16 protein-coding genes are annotated in these 17,040 nt (G+C 33.3%); 3 read left to right on the forward strand and 13 right to left on the reverse strand.

The features are described 5' to 3' along the window. Window positions 1-57: 57 nt before the first annotated feature. From EV145_RS05815 to aspA, 6 genes are all read right to left on the reverse strand, one after another. Entirely contained in the window at window positions 58-1,005 is a 948-nt protein-coding gene (locus tag EV145_RS05815) for a bestrophin family protein (RefSeq protein ID WP_133524272.1), read from the reverse strand. Between the two features lie 413 nt (window positions 1,006-1,418). Beyond that, complete coding sequence (locus tag EV145_RS05820; RefSeq protein WP_133524273.1) at window positions 1,419-2,141, reverse strand: hypothetical protein; 723 nt, start codon at window positions 2,139-2,141, stop codon at window positions 1,419-1,421. Between the two features lie 77 nt (window positions 2,142-2,218). After that, window positions 2,219-3,622: a sensor histidine kinase gene (locus EV145_RS05825; RefSeq protein ID WP_133524274.1), complete on the reverse strand. Its 1,404-nt coding sequence runs from the start codon at window positions 3,620-3,622 to the stop codon at window positions 2,219-2,221. Window position 3,623: 1 nt separating this feature from the next. Continuing rightward, window positions 3,624-4,298 carry a response regulator transcription factor gene (locus EV145_RS05830; RefSeq protein WP_133524275.1) on the reverse strand — a complete coding sequence of 225 codons (675 nt, stop codon included), beginning with the start codon at window positions 4,296-4,298 and terminating at the stop codon, window positions 3,624-3,626. 123 nt (window positions 4,299-4,421) lie between these two features. Continuing rightward, window positions 4,422-5,693, reverse strand: coding sequence for a BamA/TamA family outer membrane protein (locus EV145_RS05835; RefSeq protein WP_133524276.1), 1,272 nt, complete (start codon window positions 5,691-5,693; stop codon window positions 4,422-4,424). A gap of 149 nt (window positions 5,694-5,842) precedes the next feature. Continuing rightward, window positions 5,843-7,252, reverse strand: coding sequence for an aspartate ammonia-lyase (gene aspA, locus EV145_RS05840; protein ID WP_133524277.1), 1,410 nt, complete (start codon window positions 7,250-7,252; stop codon window positions 5,843-5,845). Between the two features lie 157 nt (window positions 7,253-7,409). On the opposite strand from aspA, the gene EV145_RS05845 reads away from it, so the two are divergent. Beyond that, window positions 7,410-7,988: a pentapeptide repeat-containing protein gene (locus EV145_RS05845; RefSeq protein ID WP_133524278.1), complete on the forward strand. Its 579-nt coding sequence runs from the start codon at window positions 7,410-7,412 to the stop codon at window positions 7,986-7,988. A 159-nt stretch (window positions 7,989-8,147) separates the two neighbouring features. On the opposite strand, the gene EV145_RS05850 is transcribed toward EV145_RS05845, so the two are convergent. The 6 genes from EV145_RS05850 to glyA all read right to left on the reverse strand — a co-directional run bounded on the left by EV145_RS05850 (window position 8,148) and on the right by glyA (window position 12,543). Next, on the reverse strand, window positions 8,148-8,333 hold the full coding sequence (locus tag EV145_RS05850) for a hypothetical protein (protein WP_133524279.1): 186 nt from the start codon (window positions 8,331-8,333) through the stop codon (window positions 8,148-8,150). A 55-nt stretch (window positions 8,334-8,388) separates the two neighbouring features. Next, complete coding sequence (locus tag EV145_RS05855; protein ID WP_133524280.1) at window positions 8,389-8,637, reverse strand: hypothetical protein; 249 nt, start codon at window positions 8,635-8,637, stop codon at window positions 8,389-8,391. 88 nt (window positions 8,638-8,725) lie between these two features. Then, complete coding sequence (locus EV145_RS05860) at window positions 8,726-9,223, reverse strand: GNAT family N-acetyltransferase (protein ID WP_133524281.1); 498 nt, start codon at window positions 9,221-9,223, stop codon at window positions 8,726-8,728. Window positions 9,224-9,225: 2 nt separating this feature from the next. Continuing rightward, on the reverse strand, window positions 9,226-10,266 hold the full coding sequence (locus EV145_RS05865) for a GMP reductase (RefSeq protein ID WP_133524282.1): 1,041 nt from the start codon (window positions 10,264-10,266) through the stop codon (window positions 9,226-9,228). A gap of 254 nt (window positions 10,267-10,520) precedes the next feature. Next, window positions 10,521-11,114 carry a tRNA-(ms[2]io[6]A)-hydroxylase gene (locus tag EV145_RS05870; protein ID WP_133524283.1) on the reverse strand — a complete coding sequence of 198 codons (594 nt, stop codon included), beginning with the start codon at window positions 11,112-11,114 and terminating at the stop codon, window positions 10,521-10,523. A 154-nt stretch (window positions 11,115-11,268) separates the two neighbouring features. After that, the gene (glyA, locus tag EV145_RS05875) at window positions 11,269-12,543 is read right to left on the reverse strand and encodes a serine hydroxymethyltransferase (RefSeq protein ID WP_133524284.1); all 1,275 of its coding nucleotides are present in this window, start codon (window positions 12,541-12,543) and stop codon (window positions 11,269-11,271) included. Window positions 12,544-12,652: 109 nt separating this feature from the next. Between glyA and fahA the strand changes: the two genes are divergently transcribed. Beyond that, window positions 12,653-13,936: a fumarylacetoacetase gene (gene fahA / locus EV145_RS05880; protein WP_133524285.1), complete on the forward strand. Its 1,284-nt coding sequence runs from the start codon at window positions 12,653-12,655 to the stop codon at window positions 13,934-13,936. Window positions 13,937-14,154: 218 nt separating this feature from the next. On the opposite strand, the gene EV145_RS05885 is transcribed toward fahA, so the two are convergent. After that, complete coding sequence (locus tag EV145_RS05885) at window positions 14,155-15,195, reverse strand: agmatine/peptidylarginine deiminase (protein WP_133524286.1); 1,041 nt, start codon at window positions 15,193-15,195, stop codon at window positions 14,155-14,157. A gap of 188 nt (window positions 15,196-15,383) precedes the next feature. Between EV145_RS05885 and EV145_RS05890 the strand changes: the two genes are divergently transcribed. After that, complete coding sequence (locus tag EV145_RS05890) at window positions 15,384-16,901, forward strand: choice-of-anchor I family protein (protein WP_133524287.1); 1,518 nt, start codon at window positions 15,384-15,386, stop codon at window positions 16,899-16,901. Window positions 16,902-17,040 lie beyond the last annotated feature (139 nt).

The raw sequence follows: 17,040 nt of genomic DNA on the forward strand, positions 1-17,040 counted from the left end.
AGCGCCACTAATTAAAGCGCTGCCTGGCAACAAATTGAGAAACCAAGTCAATTATTTTTATAAAACGTAGTAGGCATCTTTTTCTGCCTTCTTAGGTTCTTCATTTAAATCAAATTCTTTCAGAATATCAAATTCACTTTGGTATTCGTTCAGCATTTGCTTAATATTTTTTTCAATCGTATTTGCAATTGCAGTAACTGGCGTATCTGTAGGCCTGTTTTCAAACGGATCCTGCAAATGAATTGCCATTCTTTCAATTAAAAAGAAAGCGGCACCGATTGCTGTAATCAGCGGAATTGCAAACCAGCTTAACACGCTTGTTAATCCAAAAGGCAATAACATAATAAACAAACACAGCGTTAATCTAATATACATGCTATAAGTTGTTGGGAAAATGGTATTTTTAATTCTTTCGCATTTACCCATTCCGTCGCATAATCTTGATAATGTATTATCAATTTCGACTTGCTGGTATTTATTGAATCGCTTGTCGTTTTTAGCATTTCTTAAATCTCGTCCATGCAGCATTAAAATCGCATTTGGAATGTTCTGATGATTTTTAATGTATCTGATTTCTTCATCACTCATCAAACCTTCAAGCGGTTTTATGGCATCTTTATTTCTAAGCGCCTGACCTAAACTATAACACCATGCAATTTGTCTTTTAGCAAAATTTTCTTTGAATTCACTTGCTTCAACAGAAAAATCTGGATCTTTATAAAATGTCAAAACCTGACGGATCAATGTTCTGGAATCGTTTACAATAGCTCCCCAAACAATTCGAGCTTCCCACCATCTGTCATAAGCTTGATTGGACTTAAAAGCCAACAATAGTGATATAATCGTTCCAATCATTGTTGGAATTGCAATAGGAATATCTACGGGCAAATTGATAAAATAGTAATGAAAAATCTCAAATAAAATCGTGTAAGCTAATACAAGTACAATTTCTACTTTAATTTTCCCGAGAACGTACTTCATTGGTATTCTTTTCTTTAATAACATATTTTCGGTTTTAATTAAATTATTATTTTTTAAGTTCTTAGTGATTAGTCCTTAGTGACTAGTTTTTTTATTTGAATAAATAATCTTAAAAGTCATGTTTTATCACTATCCACTAATCAGTTCTAACTAAGTACTAATCATTAAGAACTAAGAACTAATCACTAAGAACTAAGAATTAAGAATTAAGAACTAAGAACTAATCACTAAGAACTAAGAACTAAGAACTAATCACTAAGAACTAAGAACTAAGAACTAAGAACTAATCACTAAGAACTAAGAACTAAGAACTAATCACCAAGAACTAAGAACTAAGGACTAATCACTAAGGACTAAGCACTAATCACTAAGAACTAAGAACTAAGAACTAAGAACTAAGAACTAAGAACTAATCACCAAGAACTAAGCACTTTCTTTTACGCCATCTCTTCGTACAATGAAAGAACCGGAATTCCTAGTTTTTCATTGATACTTTCTTTTTTATTTTTTTTGAATTTGATCTTCTCTCCTTTTCGAGTTTCCACTAATAAATCAATGTCATATTTAGAAATTGCTTCAGATAAATACGGAGCCAGATTGTCGTAATCATCATCAATTTTAGAAGTCTGGCTTACAATCTCATATGAAAAATTCTCATTCAAAAATTGTTGTACATCTTTAACATGCATATTGGCTCTGCCATTTTCAATATAAAGTGCTTTTGTGAAATCTTCTTTTAAATTCTCATTTCCTAAATGGAGTATTGGACATTTTTGATTTCCTGCCAATTGAATTAAATATTGATAAATACGTTTGGTTTCGTTTTTATACGAATTTGTAAGGATAACCAGTTTAACAGAAAAATGATCAATGACACGTTTAAAAATTGGAGATGAAAGTCCGTATTGATTGTGTACTTTGATTTTGCAGTTTGGCGTATGTTCTACAATATATCGGCAAGTTTCTAGAACTTCTTCCTGACTTATTGTAAGCCCTGTTTTCATTTCACGCAAATAAAAAGAAGAAGAAAACGAATCTGGAGTCTCGGCCGCCATTAACAAAATAATTTCACAAGCCGAATCTTTAGCTTGATTAACTGCCGCTTTTACTGCGCAAATTGTATCATCTTTTAAAGTAGTGGGTATAAGGATATTTTTCATAAGTATAATCGTTTAGTTTATACGTACAAAATAACTCCCTGTAAATTAGACGGGTCTTAATATAAAATTAGAATTTTCTAAGATTCAACATTAGAATTTCTAATGTTATTTTTTTTGATGTTTGATTTGTTGAAAATAATAGTAACGATTGTTCCTTTATTTTGCTCTGATTGCACTTGAATTTCTCCATCGTGCATGCGGATGATTTTAGAAGCCAGCGGAAGCCCTAAACCATAACCAATATATTTAGTTGCAATTTTCCCTCTGAAAAAAGGTTCATATAAATGCGGAATATCCTCTGGAGGAATTCCTATTCCAATATCATTAATGGCTATTTTAATCGATTCCTTATTGGCAGAAAGCGTTACAAACACCTCATTATTATCGGAGTATTTTACTCCGTTGGTAATAATGTTGTTGATTGCCAATTCTAAAAGCGGTTTATTGCACGGAATTAAAAGCAAATTAGAATCTTTTGGTGCAAAATTAAGTTTGATGCTCACACGATTGTCCGGATAAATTTTATCCAAATCAGATTTTACATCCATTAATAATTCATCAATTCTGGCAATATCCAAAACCTGTTTTTTTCCGTCGTAGCCTGTTTGAGTCAATTTCAGCAGACTTTCGGTTAGGTTTCCTAATCTTGACGCCTGACCATATATATTCTGCAAAGATTCGATATATTCAGAAACCTGACGCTCTTTTAAAAGCATAATTTCCGACTCTGCTATTATGGTTGTAATAGGCGTTTTTAATTCGTGCGAAGCGTTATTAATAAAATTGGCTTGAATTTCAAAAGACGTTTCCAATCGATCTAACATATCATTGAAAGTATGTGTAAGATCTGAAATTTCATCTGAGTTTTTAACATCTGGCAATCTGTTATGAAGATTTGATGCACTAATTCGGTTCACTTCTTTTGTAATTCTCGCGACAGGGTCAATAACACGTTTTGCTAAAAAACGGCCTAAAAAGAAAGCTAAAAGTACGAATCCGATGCCACCAAAAAGCAATATTTTTATAATGTATATACTTGTTGTTTTTCCTCTTCGATCTCTTGCGCCAACAATAACAATGTATTTTTGATTGCTTTCGGTAAAAACCTGGCCTAAATAATATTTACTATTTACTTCAAAATAATCTTTTCCTGTACTTAGAATATTGGAATAAAACTCGTTGGGCAAATTCAGTTTTGTATTATAATCAAAACTGTTGGCGCTGTTTATTTTAAGAACATATTCTTCTTCTTCAATAAGTTCTTCCAGTCCATTTTTTTTAAGGTTGCTGTAGTATTTTATTTTTTCGGGATCTTTTTGAAAATGAATTGAAGCCACGATTTTAGCACGGTCTTCTAGCCTTTTTAAAAAATGATAACGGTTGTTTTCTCTAAATAAAACGAAAACAATAATACATAACAATAATGTACTAAAAGTCGATAAAGCTACATAAGTGAACGTAATTCTTTTTCTTATATCCATTTTATAGCTGTATAACATAACCCAGACCTTTCATAGTATGAATAAGTTTGGTTTTATAAGGTTTGTCAATTTTCTTTCGCAAATAATTGATATAAACATCGACAACATTCGTGTTCATATCAAAATTAATATCCCAGACATTGTCCAGAATTTGGTCACGGGAAACGATTCTGCCAGCATTCCTTGCTAAATAATAGAGTAATTTAAACTCTTTAGCCGTTAAAACAATTGGTTCTCCATCTCTCTTTACTGCTTTGGCTTTCCCGTCTATTTCTAAATCGCCAATTATAATTTTATCAATTTTTTCATTATCCTGATTTGCTCTCCTATTCAAAGCGTTTACTCTCGCATCGAGTTCACCAAATTTGAAAGGCTTGACCAAATAATCATCTGCACCAGCATTTAATCCTGTCACAATATTTTCTGAAGTACCTAATGCTGTTAAAAGCAAAATTGGTACGAAGTTTTTGCTGGCACGAAGTCTTCTGCAAATTTCGATTCCGTTGATATCCGGAAGCATTACATCTAAAACTACAACATCGAAATGGTAATTGTTGATCATTTCAATAGCTGTTTTGCCATCGAGTGCCACACTTACTTCGTTGTTGTTTTCAGCAAATCCTTTACGCAAAATGGACAAAAGATTTGGTTCGTCTTCGACTATTAGTAACTTCATTTAAATTTGGATATACAACAAAAATAAGGATTGACATTAAAAATATAAATCAGAATAGATAAAAATTATGATTTAATTATGAACAATATTTTTTTTTCGGTACTAGATAAACGCTTGAAAATATTAGAAAGTTTCGCCTGCATTTAAGTAAAAACCTTTTGAATTATTCCCCCAAGCGTAATCTGCTATAAGATTTGTTCTTGTTGCTTTGTCGATTAAAACACGAAGTCCAAAACCAAAAGCTGGCTGAACGTATTGAAAAAGCTTTGTATTAGTGTCCGGATTACTTGTTGTTACGAAGTTTGTAAAAACCGTTCCGCTGAACATTTGGTTGCACGTAATTGGAAATCTGAATTCGGTTGCAAGATAAACTAAATTTGTTCCTCTAAATAATCCTTGCGTATACCCCTCCCCGCTTCGGCTACGCTGGTCCCAGCCAATTGCAGGCAAATTTAAATAGGGAACTTTTCCTTTCGTAACAAATTGTCCATAAGTCCAAAGTGCTAAAATATATCTTTTATCTTTTTTTGAAACCGGAATAAAATTTCGGTATTCAGCATACAAAATATTACTTACTTCTTGATTATCAAATATTTCTGGATTAAAACGATAATTTATATTAGCAAACCATCCGTGCGTTGCATTCACTTGATTATCTCTAGAATCGTAAACCAAATTGAGGCTAACGCCATTTAAAAAATATTCTTTTTCATTGAATCCATATTTCTGATTGTAATTATAGTGATAAGTGAATTTTCCATTTGCAACATCAAGATCTTTATCAACAATACTGGAATACCAATCGATATTGACACCGCCACCTACATAAAAGTTTGGATGAACCTGAAAAGAAACCGACTGATGAAATTTAAAATAATTGTAATCCATAGGTTCAGCAATAGAATCAATACTAAAGCCCGCCTCTTGATTGCGTCGTGGCGGAATAATATTTGTTCCTAAACCATAATTTGGCTGCGAAAATATGTATATACGATAATCACCACTCAAAAATATCCTATTGTTTTTCAGCAGAATATTGTTTTTTATGTTTACAAGCCATTGTTTTTTTGTAGTATAGGTTATCCCCACATTCGCGATAGAATATTTATCTGCTTTTTCTTTTCCTTTAAAAGTATATTGCGCGACAGCGCCATAAAAGAAACCTGTAGCAGGTTGAGAACCGATTGCCGGAATAATTAAGAAAAAACTGTTTTTTATGGGTTTTACAACATAAACAGAATCCTTTTTTTTGAAGATTTCTAATATTGTTTTAGGAGGACAAATTTTAGAACTGTCGATTTCTGTTTGAGCGCTCAAAGTAAATTGAATAAAAAAGAGCAACCATAAGATTTTAAATCTATTCTGAAAATAATTATTTTTTAAAAATTTTACCATCTGAAAGTTTTAATTTTTTGAAACAATAATCAATCCATAGGTAAATATACAGCTTATTTTCAGCATTTTAAACTTACACCTCAATAAAATTAAAATAAAAAAAGCCGTCTATAAAAGGACGGCTTGCTATTATATTTTTTATAGAAAATCTATTTTGTGATAAATTTTGGATGGATCAAATTTTCTAATGAATAGATTTCATCCCATTTTTCCTGAGTAATCAGCTTTCTTTCTAAAACGGCAATTTGATGTACACTTTTGTTTGTTTTCAAAGCTTCACCGGCAATACTCGCGCTTTCTTCGTAACCAATAATTGGATTCAACTGTGTCACGATTCCGATGCTGTTCATTACCATATTATAGCAATGGTCAACATTTGCTGTGATTCCGTTTATGCATTTATCTATTAAAGTCTGAATGGCATTTGAAAGATAATCCAGTGAAGTAAACATGGCAAAAGCAATAACGGGTTCCATTACATTAAGCTGCAATTGTCCTGCTTCTGCTGCCATAGTCACCGTTAAATCCTGGCCAATTACATAAAAACAAGTCTGATTTACTACTTCTGGAATTACAGGATTTACTTTTCCTGGCATGATTGACGAACCTGGCTGGCGAGCCGGAAGATTGATTTCGTTTAGACCTGTTCTCGGGCCTGAACTCAACAAACGCAAATCGTTGCAGATTTTTGAAATTTTAACCGCAGAACGTTTTAAAGTTCCCATAATTTGAACGTAAGCACCTGTATCAACCGTTGCCTCTATTAAATCAGGTGAAAGCGTCAATGGAATTCCAACTTCCTTCGCTAAATAAGCCACACAAATTTCAGGATAACCTTCTGGTGCATTTACTTTTGTTCCAATAGCTGTTGCACCCATATTGATTTCCAATAATAATTCCTGAGCATTTTTTAAGCGCTGAATATCTTCTCCAATTGTCGTGGCATAAGCTTTAAATTCCTGTCCTAAAGTCATCGGAACAGCATCTTGAAGCTGTGTTCTTCCCATTTTTAAAACTTCTTTAAACTCCTCGCCTTTTTTAGCAAAAGCAACTTCTAAACCTGCTAAAGTTTTAATAAAGCTTTCCATTTTTAAATACAAAGCGATTCTAAATGCCGATGGATAAGCATCGTTTGTAGACTGCGAACAGTTTACATGATTGTTTGGATGAAGAAAATTGTACTCTCCTTTTTTATGTCCAAGATATTCAAGTCCGATGTTTGCAATTACTTCATTGGCATTCATATTTACAGAAGTTCCTGCGCCGCCTTGAATTAAGTCACTAACAAATTCTTTATCAAATTTACCCGAAATAACCTGATCGCTTCCATAGCAAATCGCTTCGGCGATTTTTGAATCGATTGCATTACAATCTTTGTTCGCTAAAGCGGCCGCTTTTTTTACATATCCTAAAGCTTTGATAAACAAAGGTTCTTTTGAGATTGGAATTCCGGTAATATTAAAGTTTTCTACCGCTCTAAAAGTCTGAATTCCGTAGTATAAATGGTTCGGAATTTCTAATTCTCCTAAAAAATCATGCTCTTTTCTTGTTGATTCCATATAATAAAATTGATATGTTTTTAGCTAAAAAAATAAGCGTAAAGCTACATTATTTTTATACGAAAGCGGATAGATTTTTAAAATGTTTTATGATTTAATCCCAATATTTTGCCACAAATTATTACCTTTTCAGCCTTAAACAATTATCAAAACTAAGTTGAAAAAGGAAAGCGAATATTTTCTTGATAAAGAATATAATACAATTATTTACGCCAAAGATGACCTTAATTTTAAGGATTTTGAATGTTGTGTTTTTAATAATTGTAATTTTTCGGCCTGCACTTTTTTAGCCGTTAGTTTTATTGATTGTGTTTTTAACGATTGTGTTTTCAGCGAAGCCAAGATTAACTATGTGGCTTTTAGAACCGTAACCTTTAATAATTGCGAAATTAAAGAAGTGAATTTCGCAATGTGTGATAAACTGATTTTTGAAGTTCGTTTTAATGATTGCATCCTAGATTTTTCCAAATTTTATACTTTAAAAATCAAAGGAACACCGTTTACCAACTGCAGTTTAATTGCAGTAGATTTTATGGCGACGGATTTAACGAATGTTATTTTTGACAACTGCGATTTATACCGATCAGAATTCGACAAAGCCATCGCCAATAAAGCCGATTTTAAAACGAGTTATAATTATACTATTGATCCATCTAAAACGAAACTTAAGAAGGCTGTTTTTTCTTTGAAAGAAGTGAAAGGCTTATTGTTTAAGCATGATGTGGTTGTGGGTTAATTGAATTAAAAAAGCCAGTACAAAACTGGCTTTTACTATATTTTTTTTGAAATACTATCCTACAATTACATCTCTTTTCATGATAAATAATTTTTAAATTAATTTATAAATCAAAATTACAGATTTATAATACAATTTACAATTTTATATAGTTAAATATTATGCAACTCCTAAATCGTCTCCTGATTTAAATTTCTTAGCTGTAATAACATCTTTAGAATAAAAATCTTTTACAAAAATATCTGTAAATCCAGATAGAGAATGCTTTGCAATGACAGTTAATCTAATATACGAAGAATCATCGCTCCAATTCATTTCTATATCCTCAGTAGTCCTCACCCTCATTGCATGCAGACTATTATTGTCATTTGTCTTTTTACAAGGAATATAAGAAATAAAATTATCCTTTAGCAGAATATCTTTTCCTTGAATATCCACCAACTCCTCCAACTTGTTTATAAAAAGTAGGCTCAACTCTAATATCAAATATTTCGTAGTTTGTTCTATTAACAAATTTAAAGAAATAATTAGTTTGCCCTTCAAAAGTAACTTTACTTATATAGGATGAAATCTCAATTTTGACACGTTTTCGATTTAGGAAATACATTAAAAAGACATAAGATGAAATTACACCTGTAAAAATGCTCATTATTATTCCGATTACTATCTCTTTCATTTGCAAAATCAAAAACTAAAAATGCAAACTTACAATTATTTTAACAAGATTAAAATTACTTTTAAATATTTTTTCCCATCACATAATCCTCCATTAAATACCCATTTCCAATTTCTATATCGACTGTTTCTTTAATTTCGAAACCTAGTTTTTTATAGAAATTTAAAGCTGTATTAAAACGGTTTACGTTTAATAAAAGTTCACTTGAATTATTTGCTGAAGCCAATTTCTCAATTGATTCGAAAACTAATTTGCCATAACCTTTTCCTTGTGTTTCTGGTAAAAGATAGATTTTATGAATTTTTGTAATAGCTTCATTTTTATAATTGTGTTCTATTCCTATAAAGCCAATTGTAGATTCAGAGTCAGAAATTAGATAAAACAATTGCTCTTTATTCTGAATTTGTCTCGTTAGAGCTTCATCAGAATAAATTAAATCCAACATATAATCTAATTGCGCTGCAGTTAAAATTTCGCCATACGTAATTGGCCATGTTATGTTTGCAATCTCTTGAATTTTAGCAATATCTTCAACAAATGCTTCGGTAATCTTAATCATATTTATTTTGTAAAAACTTGATTTTCTTGTTCGCTTACGCGGATGAAAGTAGTTCGTTTTGTTAATTCTTTTAATCTCGAAGCACCTACGTAAGTACAAGTGCTTCGAATGCCTCCTAAAATATCTAAAACAGTGTGAATTACATCTCCTTTAAATGGAACTTGCACTGTCTTTCCTTCGCTAGCACGATATTCTGCAACACCGCCAGCATGTTTGTCCATTGCAGTTTTAGAACTCATTCCGTAAAATTGCTTAAATTTTTCACCTTTTACTTCAATTAGTTCACCTCCGCTTTCGGTGTGTCCGGCTAGCATTCCGCCTAACATTACAAAATCAGCTCCAGCGCCAAAAGCTTTGGCAACATCGCCGGGAGTTGTACACCCACCATCGCTGATAATATGTCCGCCTAAACCGTGAGCAGCATCGGCACATTCAATAATAGCAGACAATTGCGGATAACCAACACCTGTTTTTACTCGAGTTGTACATACAGAGCCTGGTCCAATTCCGACTTTTACTATGTCAGCACCAGCTAACAAAAGTTCTTCGGTCATTTCTCCCGTAACTACATTTCCTGCAATAATAATTTTATCTGGGTATTGCTTTCGCGTCTTTTTCAAAAATTGTACAAAATGTTCTGAATAGCCGTTTGCCACATCAATGCAGATGAATTTCAGTAAAGGATTTGCTGTAATTATTTGACCAATTTTATCAAAATCTTCTTTTCCAGTTCCGGTACTTAAGGCAATATAATCGTAGAAATCTGTAGCTGCATTTTTTAAGAAATTATTCCATTCTTCTACAGTATAATGTTTATGGATCGCAGTAAAAAGCTTTTCTTTTGCCAAAACCTGAGCCATTTCAAATGTTCCAACTGTATCCATATTGGCACCCATTATTGGAATTCCGGTCCAAGATGCTGTGCTGTGCAAAAATTTATAATTTTGCTCTAGATTTACTTCCGATCTGCTTTTGAGGGTTGATCGTTTTGGTCTGAACATTACGTCTTTAAACCCTAGTTTTAGGTCCATTTCTATTCTCATAATTCGAGATTTTGGTTACTCTCAAATATAAGAATTTTAGATTGCTGATTTTAAATTTTAGATTAACAAAAAGCTGAACTTGTAAACAATTATAATACTTATTCGTTTTCGCGAAAGCGCTAATCAAAAGTAATTTTTGAACATTTGATTTACTTTGCGTGGGCTTCGACTCCGCTCAGCCTGACAAACGTAAAAACTGAAAACTGCCGCTGAGATTGAACACTAAAAAAACCTTAACACTGAACACTAAAAGACTACCCGTGAATAGTCTCTCCTTTTCCGTAATTGGTTATAATAGATTCTTCAAAAGCAAGCCATTCTCTCCAGCGTTTTTCAACGTCGATTCCAACTCCGTATTTTCTTGCGTAAGTAATGAAAGTGGTATAATGTCCGGCTTCGCTTTCCATTAATTCCCTGTAAAAAATAGCCAATTCTTCGTCCTGAATATTTTCAGACAAAACTTTAAAACGTTCACAGCTTCTAGCTTCGATCATGGCCGAGAAAAGTAGTCTCTCGACTAAGCCAGAAACACGACTTCCATCGCCGCTTTTCTTCATGTATTGGTATAGTTCGTTTACGTAATCATCTTTGCGCTCACGTCCTAATTTCAATCCTCTTTTGATGATGATATTGTGAACCTGCTCAAAATGATCAATTTCTTCTTTCGCTAAAGCCAATAAATCCTGAACTAAATCCTGATGTTCTGAATTGTTTGTAATAATTGTAATCGCATTTGTTGCTGCTTTTTGCTCGCACCAAGCATGATCCGTCAAGATTTCTTCAATGTTTTTCTCAACTATATTTACCCATCTTGGGTCGGTTGGCAATTGTAATCTTAGTACGCCCATTTTTTTAAGTCTTAAAGTTAGAAAGTCATAAAGTCTAAAGTTTGAAAGTCGAAAGTTTGAAAGTCAAAAAAATAAAAGCCGAAGATCAAAACTGAAGTGAATTAAATTCATTTCAAGACTTTCGACCTTCGACTTTAAAACTTTATGACTGATTTTAGTATACGAAAATCGGTCTTTCGCTCATCAATTCGTTTACTTCTTCAGCAACTTCTTCGATAACGTCTTCATTTGTATGATCAGCAAGAACTTTATCAATTAAAGCAACGATAGTTTCCATATCTTTTTCAACTAAACCACGAGTAGTGATTGCAGCTGTTCCAACACGAATTCCAGAAGTGACAAATGGAGATTTATCGTCAAAAGGAACCATGTTTTTATTTACTGTAATTTCAGCTTTTACTAAAGCATTTTCAGCTTCTTTACCAGAAATATTTTTATTTCTTAAATCAATAAGCATCATGTGGTTATCAGTTCCGCCAGAGATAATGTTGTACCCTCTTTTTACGAAAGCATCAGCCATTGCATTTGCATTTTTTTGTAATTGCATTGCGTAAGTAAAGAACTCATCTTTAAGCGCTTCACCAAAAGCAACCGCTTTAGCAGCAATAATATGCATTAAAGGTCCACCTTGATTTCCAGGGAAAACAGCTAGATCTAATAATGAAGACATCATTCTGATTTCTCCTTTTGGAGTTTTTAAACCTTGTGGGTTTTCAAAATCTTTCCCCATTAAGATCAAACCTCCACGAGGTCCACGTAATGTTTTGTGCGTTGTTGTAGAAACAATATGACAATGCGGAATTGGATCGTTTAATAATCCTTTTGCAATAAGACCTGCAGGGTGAGAAATATCAGCAAATAAGATTGCTCCTACACTATCTGCAATTTGTCTAAAACGAGCAAAATCCATATCACGAGAATAAGCCGAAGCTCCAGCGATAATTAATTTTGGCTGTTCTTTAGTTGCAATTTCTTGAATTTTATCATAATCTAAACGGCCAGTTTCAGCATCTACCCCGTAAAAAACTGGGCGATATAAACGGCCTGAAAAGTTTACAGGTGAACCGTGAGTCAAGTGACCACCGTGCGATAAATCGAAACCTAAAATAGTATCTCCAGGATTCAAACAAGCGTGATAAACCGCTGTATTTGCTTGAGAACCTGAGTGTGGCTGTACGTTTGCATATTCAGCACCAAATAATTCTTTAGCTCTGTCAATTGCAATCTGCTCAATAACGTCAACTACTTCGCAGCCTCCGTAATATCTTTTGCCAGGATAACCTTCAGCATATTTATTCGTTAAAACAGAACCAGCTGCTGCCATTACTTCATCACTTACAAAATTCTCAGAAGCAATAAGTTCTAGTCCGTGAATTTGTCTTTCTTTTTCCTCTTGGATAAGATCAAAAATTTGTTCGTCGCGTTGCATTTTTTCGTTTTTCGTTAATTTGATGCAAAAATACAAAAAAACGTTTGTCATACAGTTAGATTATGATATATTTGACATGTAATTTTTCAACAAATAATTAACATCTAACATGCCGATAACCGCCAACGATACCAAAAGAAAATCATGGTTAGAAGTGCCACAAAATAGCGACTTCCCTATTCAAAATATTCCTTTCGGTGTATTTCTTACTAAAGAAAATGTCGTTACAGTAGGAACTAGAATTGGTGATTTTGCTATAGATTTAGGGGCTTTACAACAGTTAAACTATTTTGAGGGAATAGATTTAACCGATGATATGTTTATGCAGGACACGCTGAATGATTTTATTTCTGACGGAAAAAAAACATGGCGATTAGTCCGAAATCGTATCGCTGATATTTTCGACGAAACCAACCCACAGCTTAGAGATTCAACAAAAGACCGCGATATTGTTATTTTTAATATTGACGATGTCGAGATGCAATTGCCTGTTTTAATTGGCGATTACACCGATTTTTATTCAAGTAAAGAACACGCTACAAACGTAGGAAAGATGTTCCGCGATCCAGAAAATGCACTATTACCAAACTGGTTGCATATCCCCGTTGGATACCACGGAAGAAGCTCTACAATCGTTCCATCTGGAATCCCCGTTCACCGACCAATGGGACAAACAATGCCTGCTGGCGGCGATTATCCTGTTTTTGGACCTTCCCGTTTAGTAGATTTTGAACTTGAAACCGCTTTTATTACTACTGATGTGAACATTATGGGAGAAAATATCCCAACATATGAAGCAGAAGATTATATTTTCGGAATGGTTTTATTGAACGACTGGAGTGCACGTGATATTCAGAAATGGGAATATGTGCCTCTTGGACCATTTTTAGCAAAAAACTTTGCAACGTCAATTTCTCCTTGGATTGTAACAATGGATGCTTTGGAACCTTTTAGAACTAAAGGACCAAAACAAGATCCATCGCCACTTCCTTATTTACAAACTAAAGGAAAAAAAGCTTTTGATATTCATTTAGAAGTTTCAATAAAACCTGAAGAGGCTGAAGAAACTATTGTTTCTCGATCAAATTTTAAATATCTATACTGGTCAATGGCACAGCAATTGGCACATCATACTTCAAACGGATGCCGTATAAATTCTGGTGATATGATGGGTTCTGGAACTATTTCTGGACCAACTCCTGATAGTTTTGGTTCTATGTTAGAATTGACTTGGGGAGGAAAAAATCCTCTTAAATTAAAAGACGGAAGCGAACGTAAATTTATTGAAGATAACGATACTGTAATCATCAGAGGTTTCTGTGAAAGCAATGAAGTTCGCATTGGTTTTGGAGAAGTTTCAAGCCAATTGTTACCTCCTTTTGTGAGGCAATGAAGAGAAGATAAAATACATTAATTGTTAATGTATACAAATAAAAAAGCTTGTTAGTTAATTCCTAACAAGCTTTTTTTTGTTTTCTTTTTGCCACAGATTAAGGGATTAAAATGATTTTTTTATCATTTTATGTTATTTCTCCTTCGTCCAAACACTATGCAGTATTACATGTTTAATCTATTAAAACTTCGTGCTTTTTGTGTCTTCGTGGCAATTAACTATGCCGGAATTTGCTGGCTCAAACAATGCAATGTTCCAAATCCCCAGATGAAATCGATACAACTAATTCCGATTACTTCTCTGTCTGGAAAACATTCTGACAATATATTTAAAGCTACGCGATCGTTGCTATCATTAAATGTCGGCACTAAAACGCAATCGTTCAAAATTAAGAAGTTCGCATAACTTGCCGGCAATCTTAAATCTTCGAAATCTACACGTTTTGGCATTGGAAGCGCAACTATAACAGGCGATTTTCCGTTTTCTAATTTTGCATTTTGCAAGCGTTTCAAGTTGTCTTGCAAAGGTTTATAGTTTGAATCGCTTTTATCTGTTTCTACAATCGTCACAATGGTATCTTCATTTACAAATCGGCATAAATCGTCGATGTGTCCATGTGTATCATCCCCTTCTATTCCGTCTCCAAGCCAGATTACGTTTGTAACTCCAAGGTATTCTTTAAAAACGGCTTCATAATCTTCTTTAGTAAAACCTTGATTTCTAACTTGAATTGTCGGGTGCATCAAACATTCTTCAGAAGTCAATAAAGTTCCTCTTCCGTTTACATCAATCGCGCCACCCTCAACAATGACTGGCTTTCCTTTATACGTTACCTGTGTTAAAGGAACATCAATAAAATCAGCTACTTTGCCCGGAACAAATTTATCTAATTGATAGTTTTTATATTTTGCCCAGCCATTAAAATTAAAATTCAACGCTTCTCTCTTTGAACCATTTTTCACAATAATAGGTCCAGAATCACGCATCCAGCTTCTGTTGGTTTTATGAATGATATACGAAATATTTTTAATGTTAACACGAGCTCTTTCAAGCATTTCAGCAACTTTTTCTTTCAGTTTTTCATCGGCTACGACCAAAAAAACAGTTTCAAAAGTGGCTACTTTTTTAATAAATTCTACAAAAGCCCATTGAACAGCTTCGTATTTTCCTGGCCAATCATTACCATTATGTGGAAAACACAATACAATTCCTTGCTGTTTTTCCCATTCTGCTGGAAATCTTCTATTATTTGTTGACATAAAAAGGTTCTAAATTTTGAAAGTGTACAAAGATAAGCATTCGTTAGGATTTTTAAACATCTGCTTGAAAATCCTCTATTATTTCACAAAAAATATCTTGCAAAAATTAAGTTAAAGATTAAATAATGAAGGCTTAATATATAAAAAAAATCTCCTATTTACTTTTGGCAGAACTAAAAACTATTAAAATGAAAAAATTAACTATCTCATTATTAACAGCTTTACTTATTATGACAAGCTGTAATAACGATGAAAATTCAAATGGTGAACCAGAAGTTACTGTAAATGAAAATCCGGGAACATTTAAAGAAATTGGTTCTATCACTATTGGCGGCGAAGCGGCTGCTGAGATTTCGGCATATTGTGAAAAAACAAAAAGACTTTTTACAGTAAATAACAGTGGTGTAAACCAAATTGATATTATTGATATTGCTGATCCAACAAAACCAACCAAGATTGGAAAAATTGATTTAGCTTCTTACGAAGGCGCTGCAAACAGCGTTTCTGTTTTTGATGGAAAATTGGCTGTTGCTTTAGAATCAACTGTCAACAAACAAGGAAATGGAAAAGTAGTTATTTTCAATACATCAGATTACAGCTTAATCAAACAAGTAACTGTTGGCGCTTTGCCTGATATGATTACTTTTTCTGCTGACGGAAAATATATTATGACTGCTAATGAAGGTGAACCTAACGCAGATTATTCGCAAGATCCAAACGGAACAATTTCTATTATCGAAACAAGCACTTATGCAGTAACAACATTAGATTTCAGTTCTTTTAGTGGCCAGGCAACGACATTAGCAAAAGATGGATTCAGAATTTCTAAAGTTGCTAAAAGTTTTGCTCAGGATATTGAACCAGAATACATTACTATTTCTGATGATTCTAAAACGGCTTGGGTAACTTTACAGGAAAATAATGGTGTTGCAAAAGTTGATCTAACTTCCAAAACTATTACTGCTATTTATCCTTTAGGTTTAAAAGATTTCAATACTGCTGAAAATGCTATTGATGTAAGCGATAGTGATGACAAAATTGCTTTCAGTCCTTGGAAAGTAAAAGGAATGTTTATGCCAGATGCTATTAGCCATTTCTCTGCTAATAATGTTCCTTATTTTGTAACTGCAAATGAAGGAGACGCAAGAGAATATACAGCGAACACTGATATTAAGAGAATGAAAAGCTTTAAACTTGATGCTACGATTTTTCCAGATGCAGCTACTTTAAAACTTGATCCAAGTTTAGGTCGATTAAATCTTGTTGCTGATATGGGAGATACTGATGGTGATGGCGATTTAGACGAAATGGTAAGTTTTGGCGCAAGATCTTTCACAATCTGGAATGGAAATACAGGAAAAATTGTTTTTGACAGTAAAAATGATGTTGACAAAAAAACAAATGAATTAGGAACCTATGATGATAAACGAAGCGATGATAAAGGTTCTGAACCAGAAGCTGTTGTAGTCGCTAAAATGGGCAATCAAAACATTTTATTTGTAGGTCTTGAAAGATCTGATGCTTTTATGACTTATGATGTTACCAATCCTGCTTCTCCTCAGTATTTACAGACAGTAAAAACAGGTGATGCCCCAGAAGGTGTACTGTTTATTCCTGCTTCAAAAAGCCCTACTAAAAGAACTTTATTAGTAGTAAGCAGCGAAGGTGACGGAAGTATAAAATTCTATCAGCCAGACTTAAAATAAATTTTACTTCAAAAGAAACAAAAGGACAAAATATAAGTTTTGTCCTTTTTTTTGCTTCATAATTTCGATTTCATTAACGAATTTACATAATAAAAAGCCAAAACGTGGGAATTATGTAAGAGCAAATAGAACACATTCT

The organism is Flavobacterium sp. 245, from assembly GCF_004362055.1.
Taxonomy (GTDB): domain Bacteria; phylum Bacteroidota; class Bacteroidia; order Flavobacteriales; family Flavobacteriaceae; genus Flavobacterium.

Excerpts from the sequence above, each read along its gene's own strand:
- EV145_RS05815 (WP_133524272.1), bottom strand. The coding sequence starts at position 1,005 with ATGTTATTAAAGAAAAGAATACCAATGAAGTACGTTCTCGGGAAAATT.
- EV145_RS05820 (WP_133524273.1), bottom strand. The coding sequence starts at position 2,141 with ATGAAAAATATCCTTATACCCACTACTTTAAAAGATGATACAATTTGC.
- EV145_RS05825 (WP_133524274.1), bottom strand. The coding sequence starts at position 3,622 with ATGGATATAAGAAAAAGAATTACGTTCACTTATGTAGCTTTATCGACT.
- EV145_RS05830 (WP_133524275.1), bottom strand. The coding sequence starts at position 4,298 with ATGAAGTTACTAATAGTCGAAGACGAACCAAATCTTTTGTCCATTTTG.
- EV145_RS05835 (WP_133524276.1), bottom strand. The coding sequence starts at position 5,693 with ATGGTAAAATTTTTAAAAAATAATTATTTTCAGAATAGATTTAAAATC.
- aspA (WP_133524277.1), bottom strand. The coding sequence starts at position 7,252 with ATGGAATCAACAAGAAAAGAGCATGATTTTTTAGGAGAATTAGAAATT.
- EV145_RS05850 (WP_133524279.1), bottom strand. The coding sequence starts at position 8,333 with ATGAGGGTGAGGACTACTGAGGATATAGAAATGAATTGGAGCGATGAT.
- EV145_RS05855 (WP_133524280.1), bottom strand. The coding sequence starts at position 8,637 with ATGAGCATTTTTACAGGTGTAATTTCATCTTATGTCTTTTTAATGTAT.
- EV145_RS05860 (WP_133524281.1), bottom strand. The coding sequence starts at position 9,223 with ATGATTAAGATTACCGAAGCATTTGTTGAAGATATTGCTAAAATTCAA.
- EV145_RS05865 (WP_133524282.1), bottom strand. The coding sequence starts at position 10,266 with ATGAGAATAGAAATGGACCTAAAACTAGGGTTTAAAGACGTAATGTTC.
- EV145_RS05870 (WP_133524283.1), bottom strand. The coding sequence starts at position 11,114 with ATGGGCGTACTAAGATTACAATTGCCAACCGACCCAAGATGGGTAAAT.
- glyA (WP_133524284.1), bottom strand. The coding sequence starts at position 12,543 with ATGCAACGCGACGAACAAATTTTTGATCTTATCCAAGAGGAAAAAGAA.
- fahA (WP_133524285.1), top strand. The coding sequence starts at position 12,653 with ATGCCGATAACCGCCAACGATACCAAAAGAAAATCATGGTTAGAAGTG.
- EV145_RS05885 (WP_133524286.1), bottom strand. The coding sequence starts at position 15,195 with ATGTCAACAAATAATAGAAGATTTCCAGCAGAATGGGAAAAACAGCAA.
- EV145_RS05890 (WP_133524287.1), top strand. The coding sequence starts at position 15,384 with ATGAAAAAATTAACTATCTCATTATTAACAGCTTTACTTATTATGACA.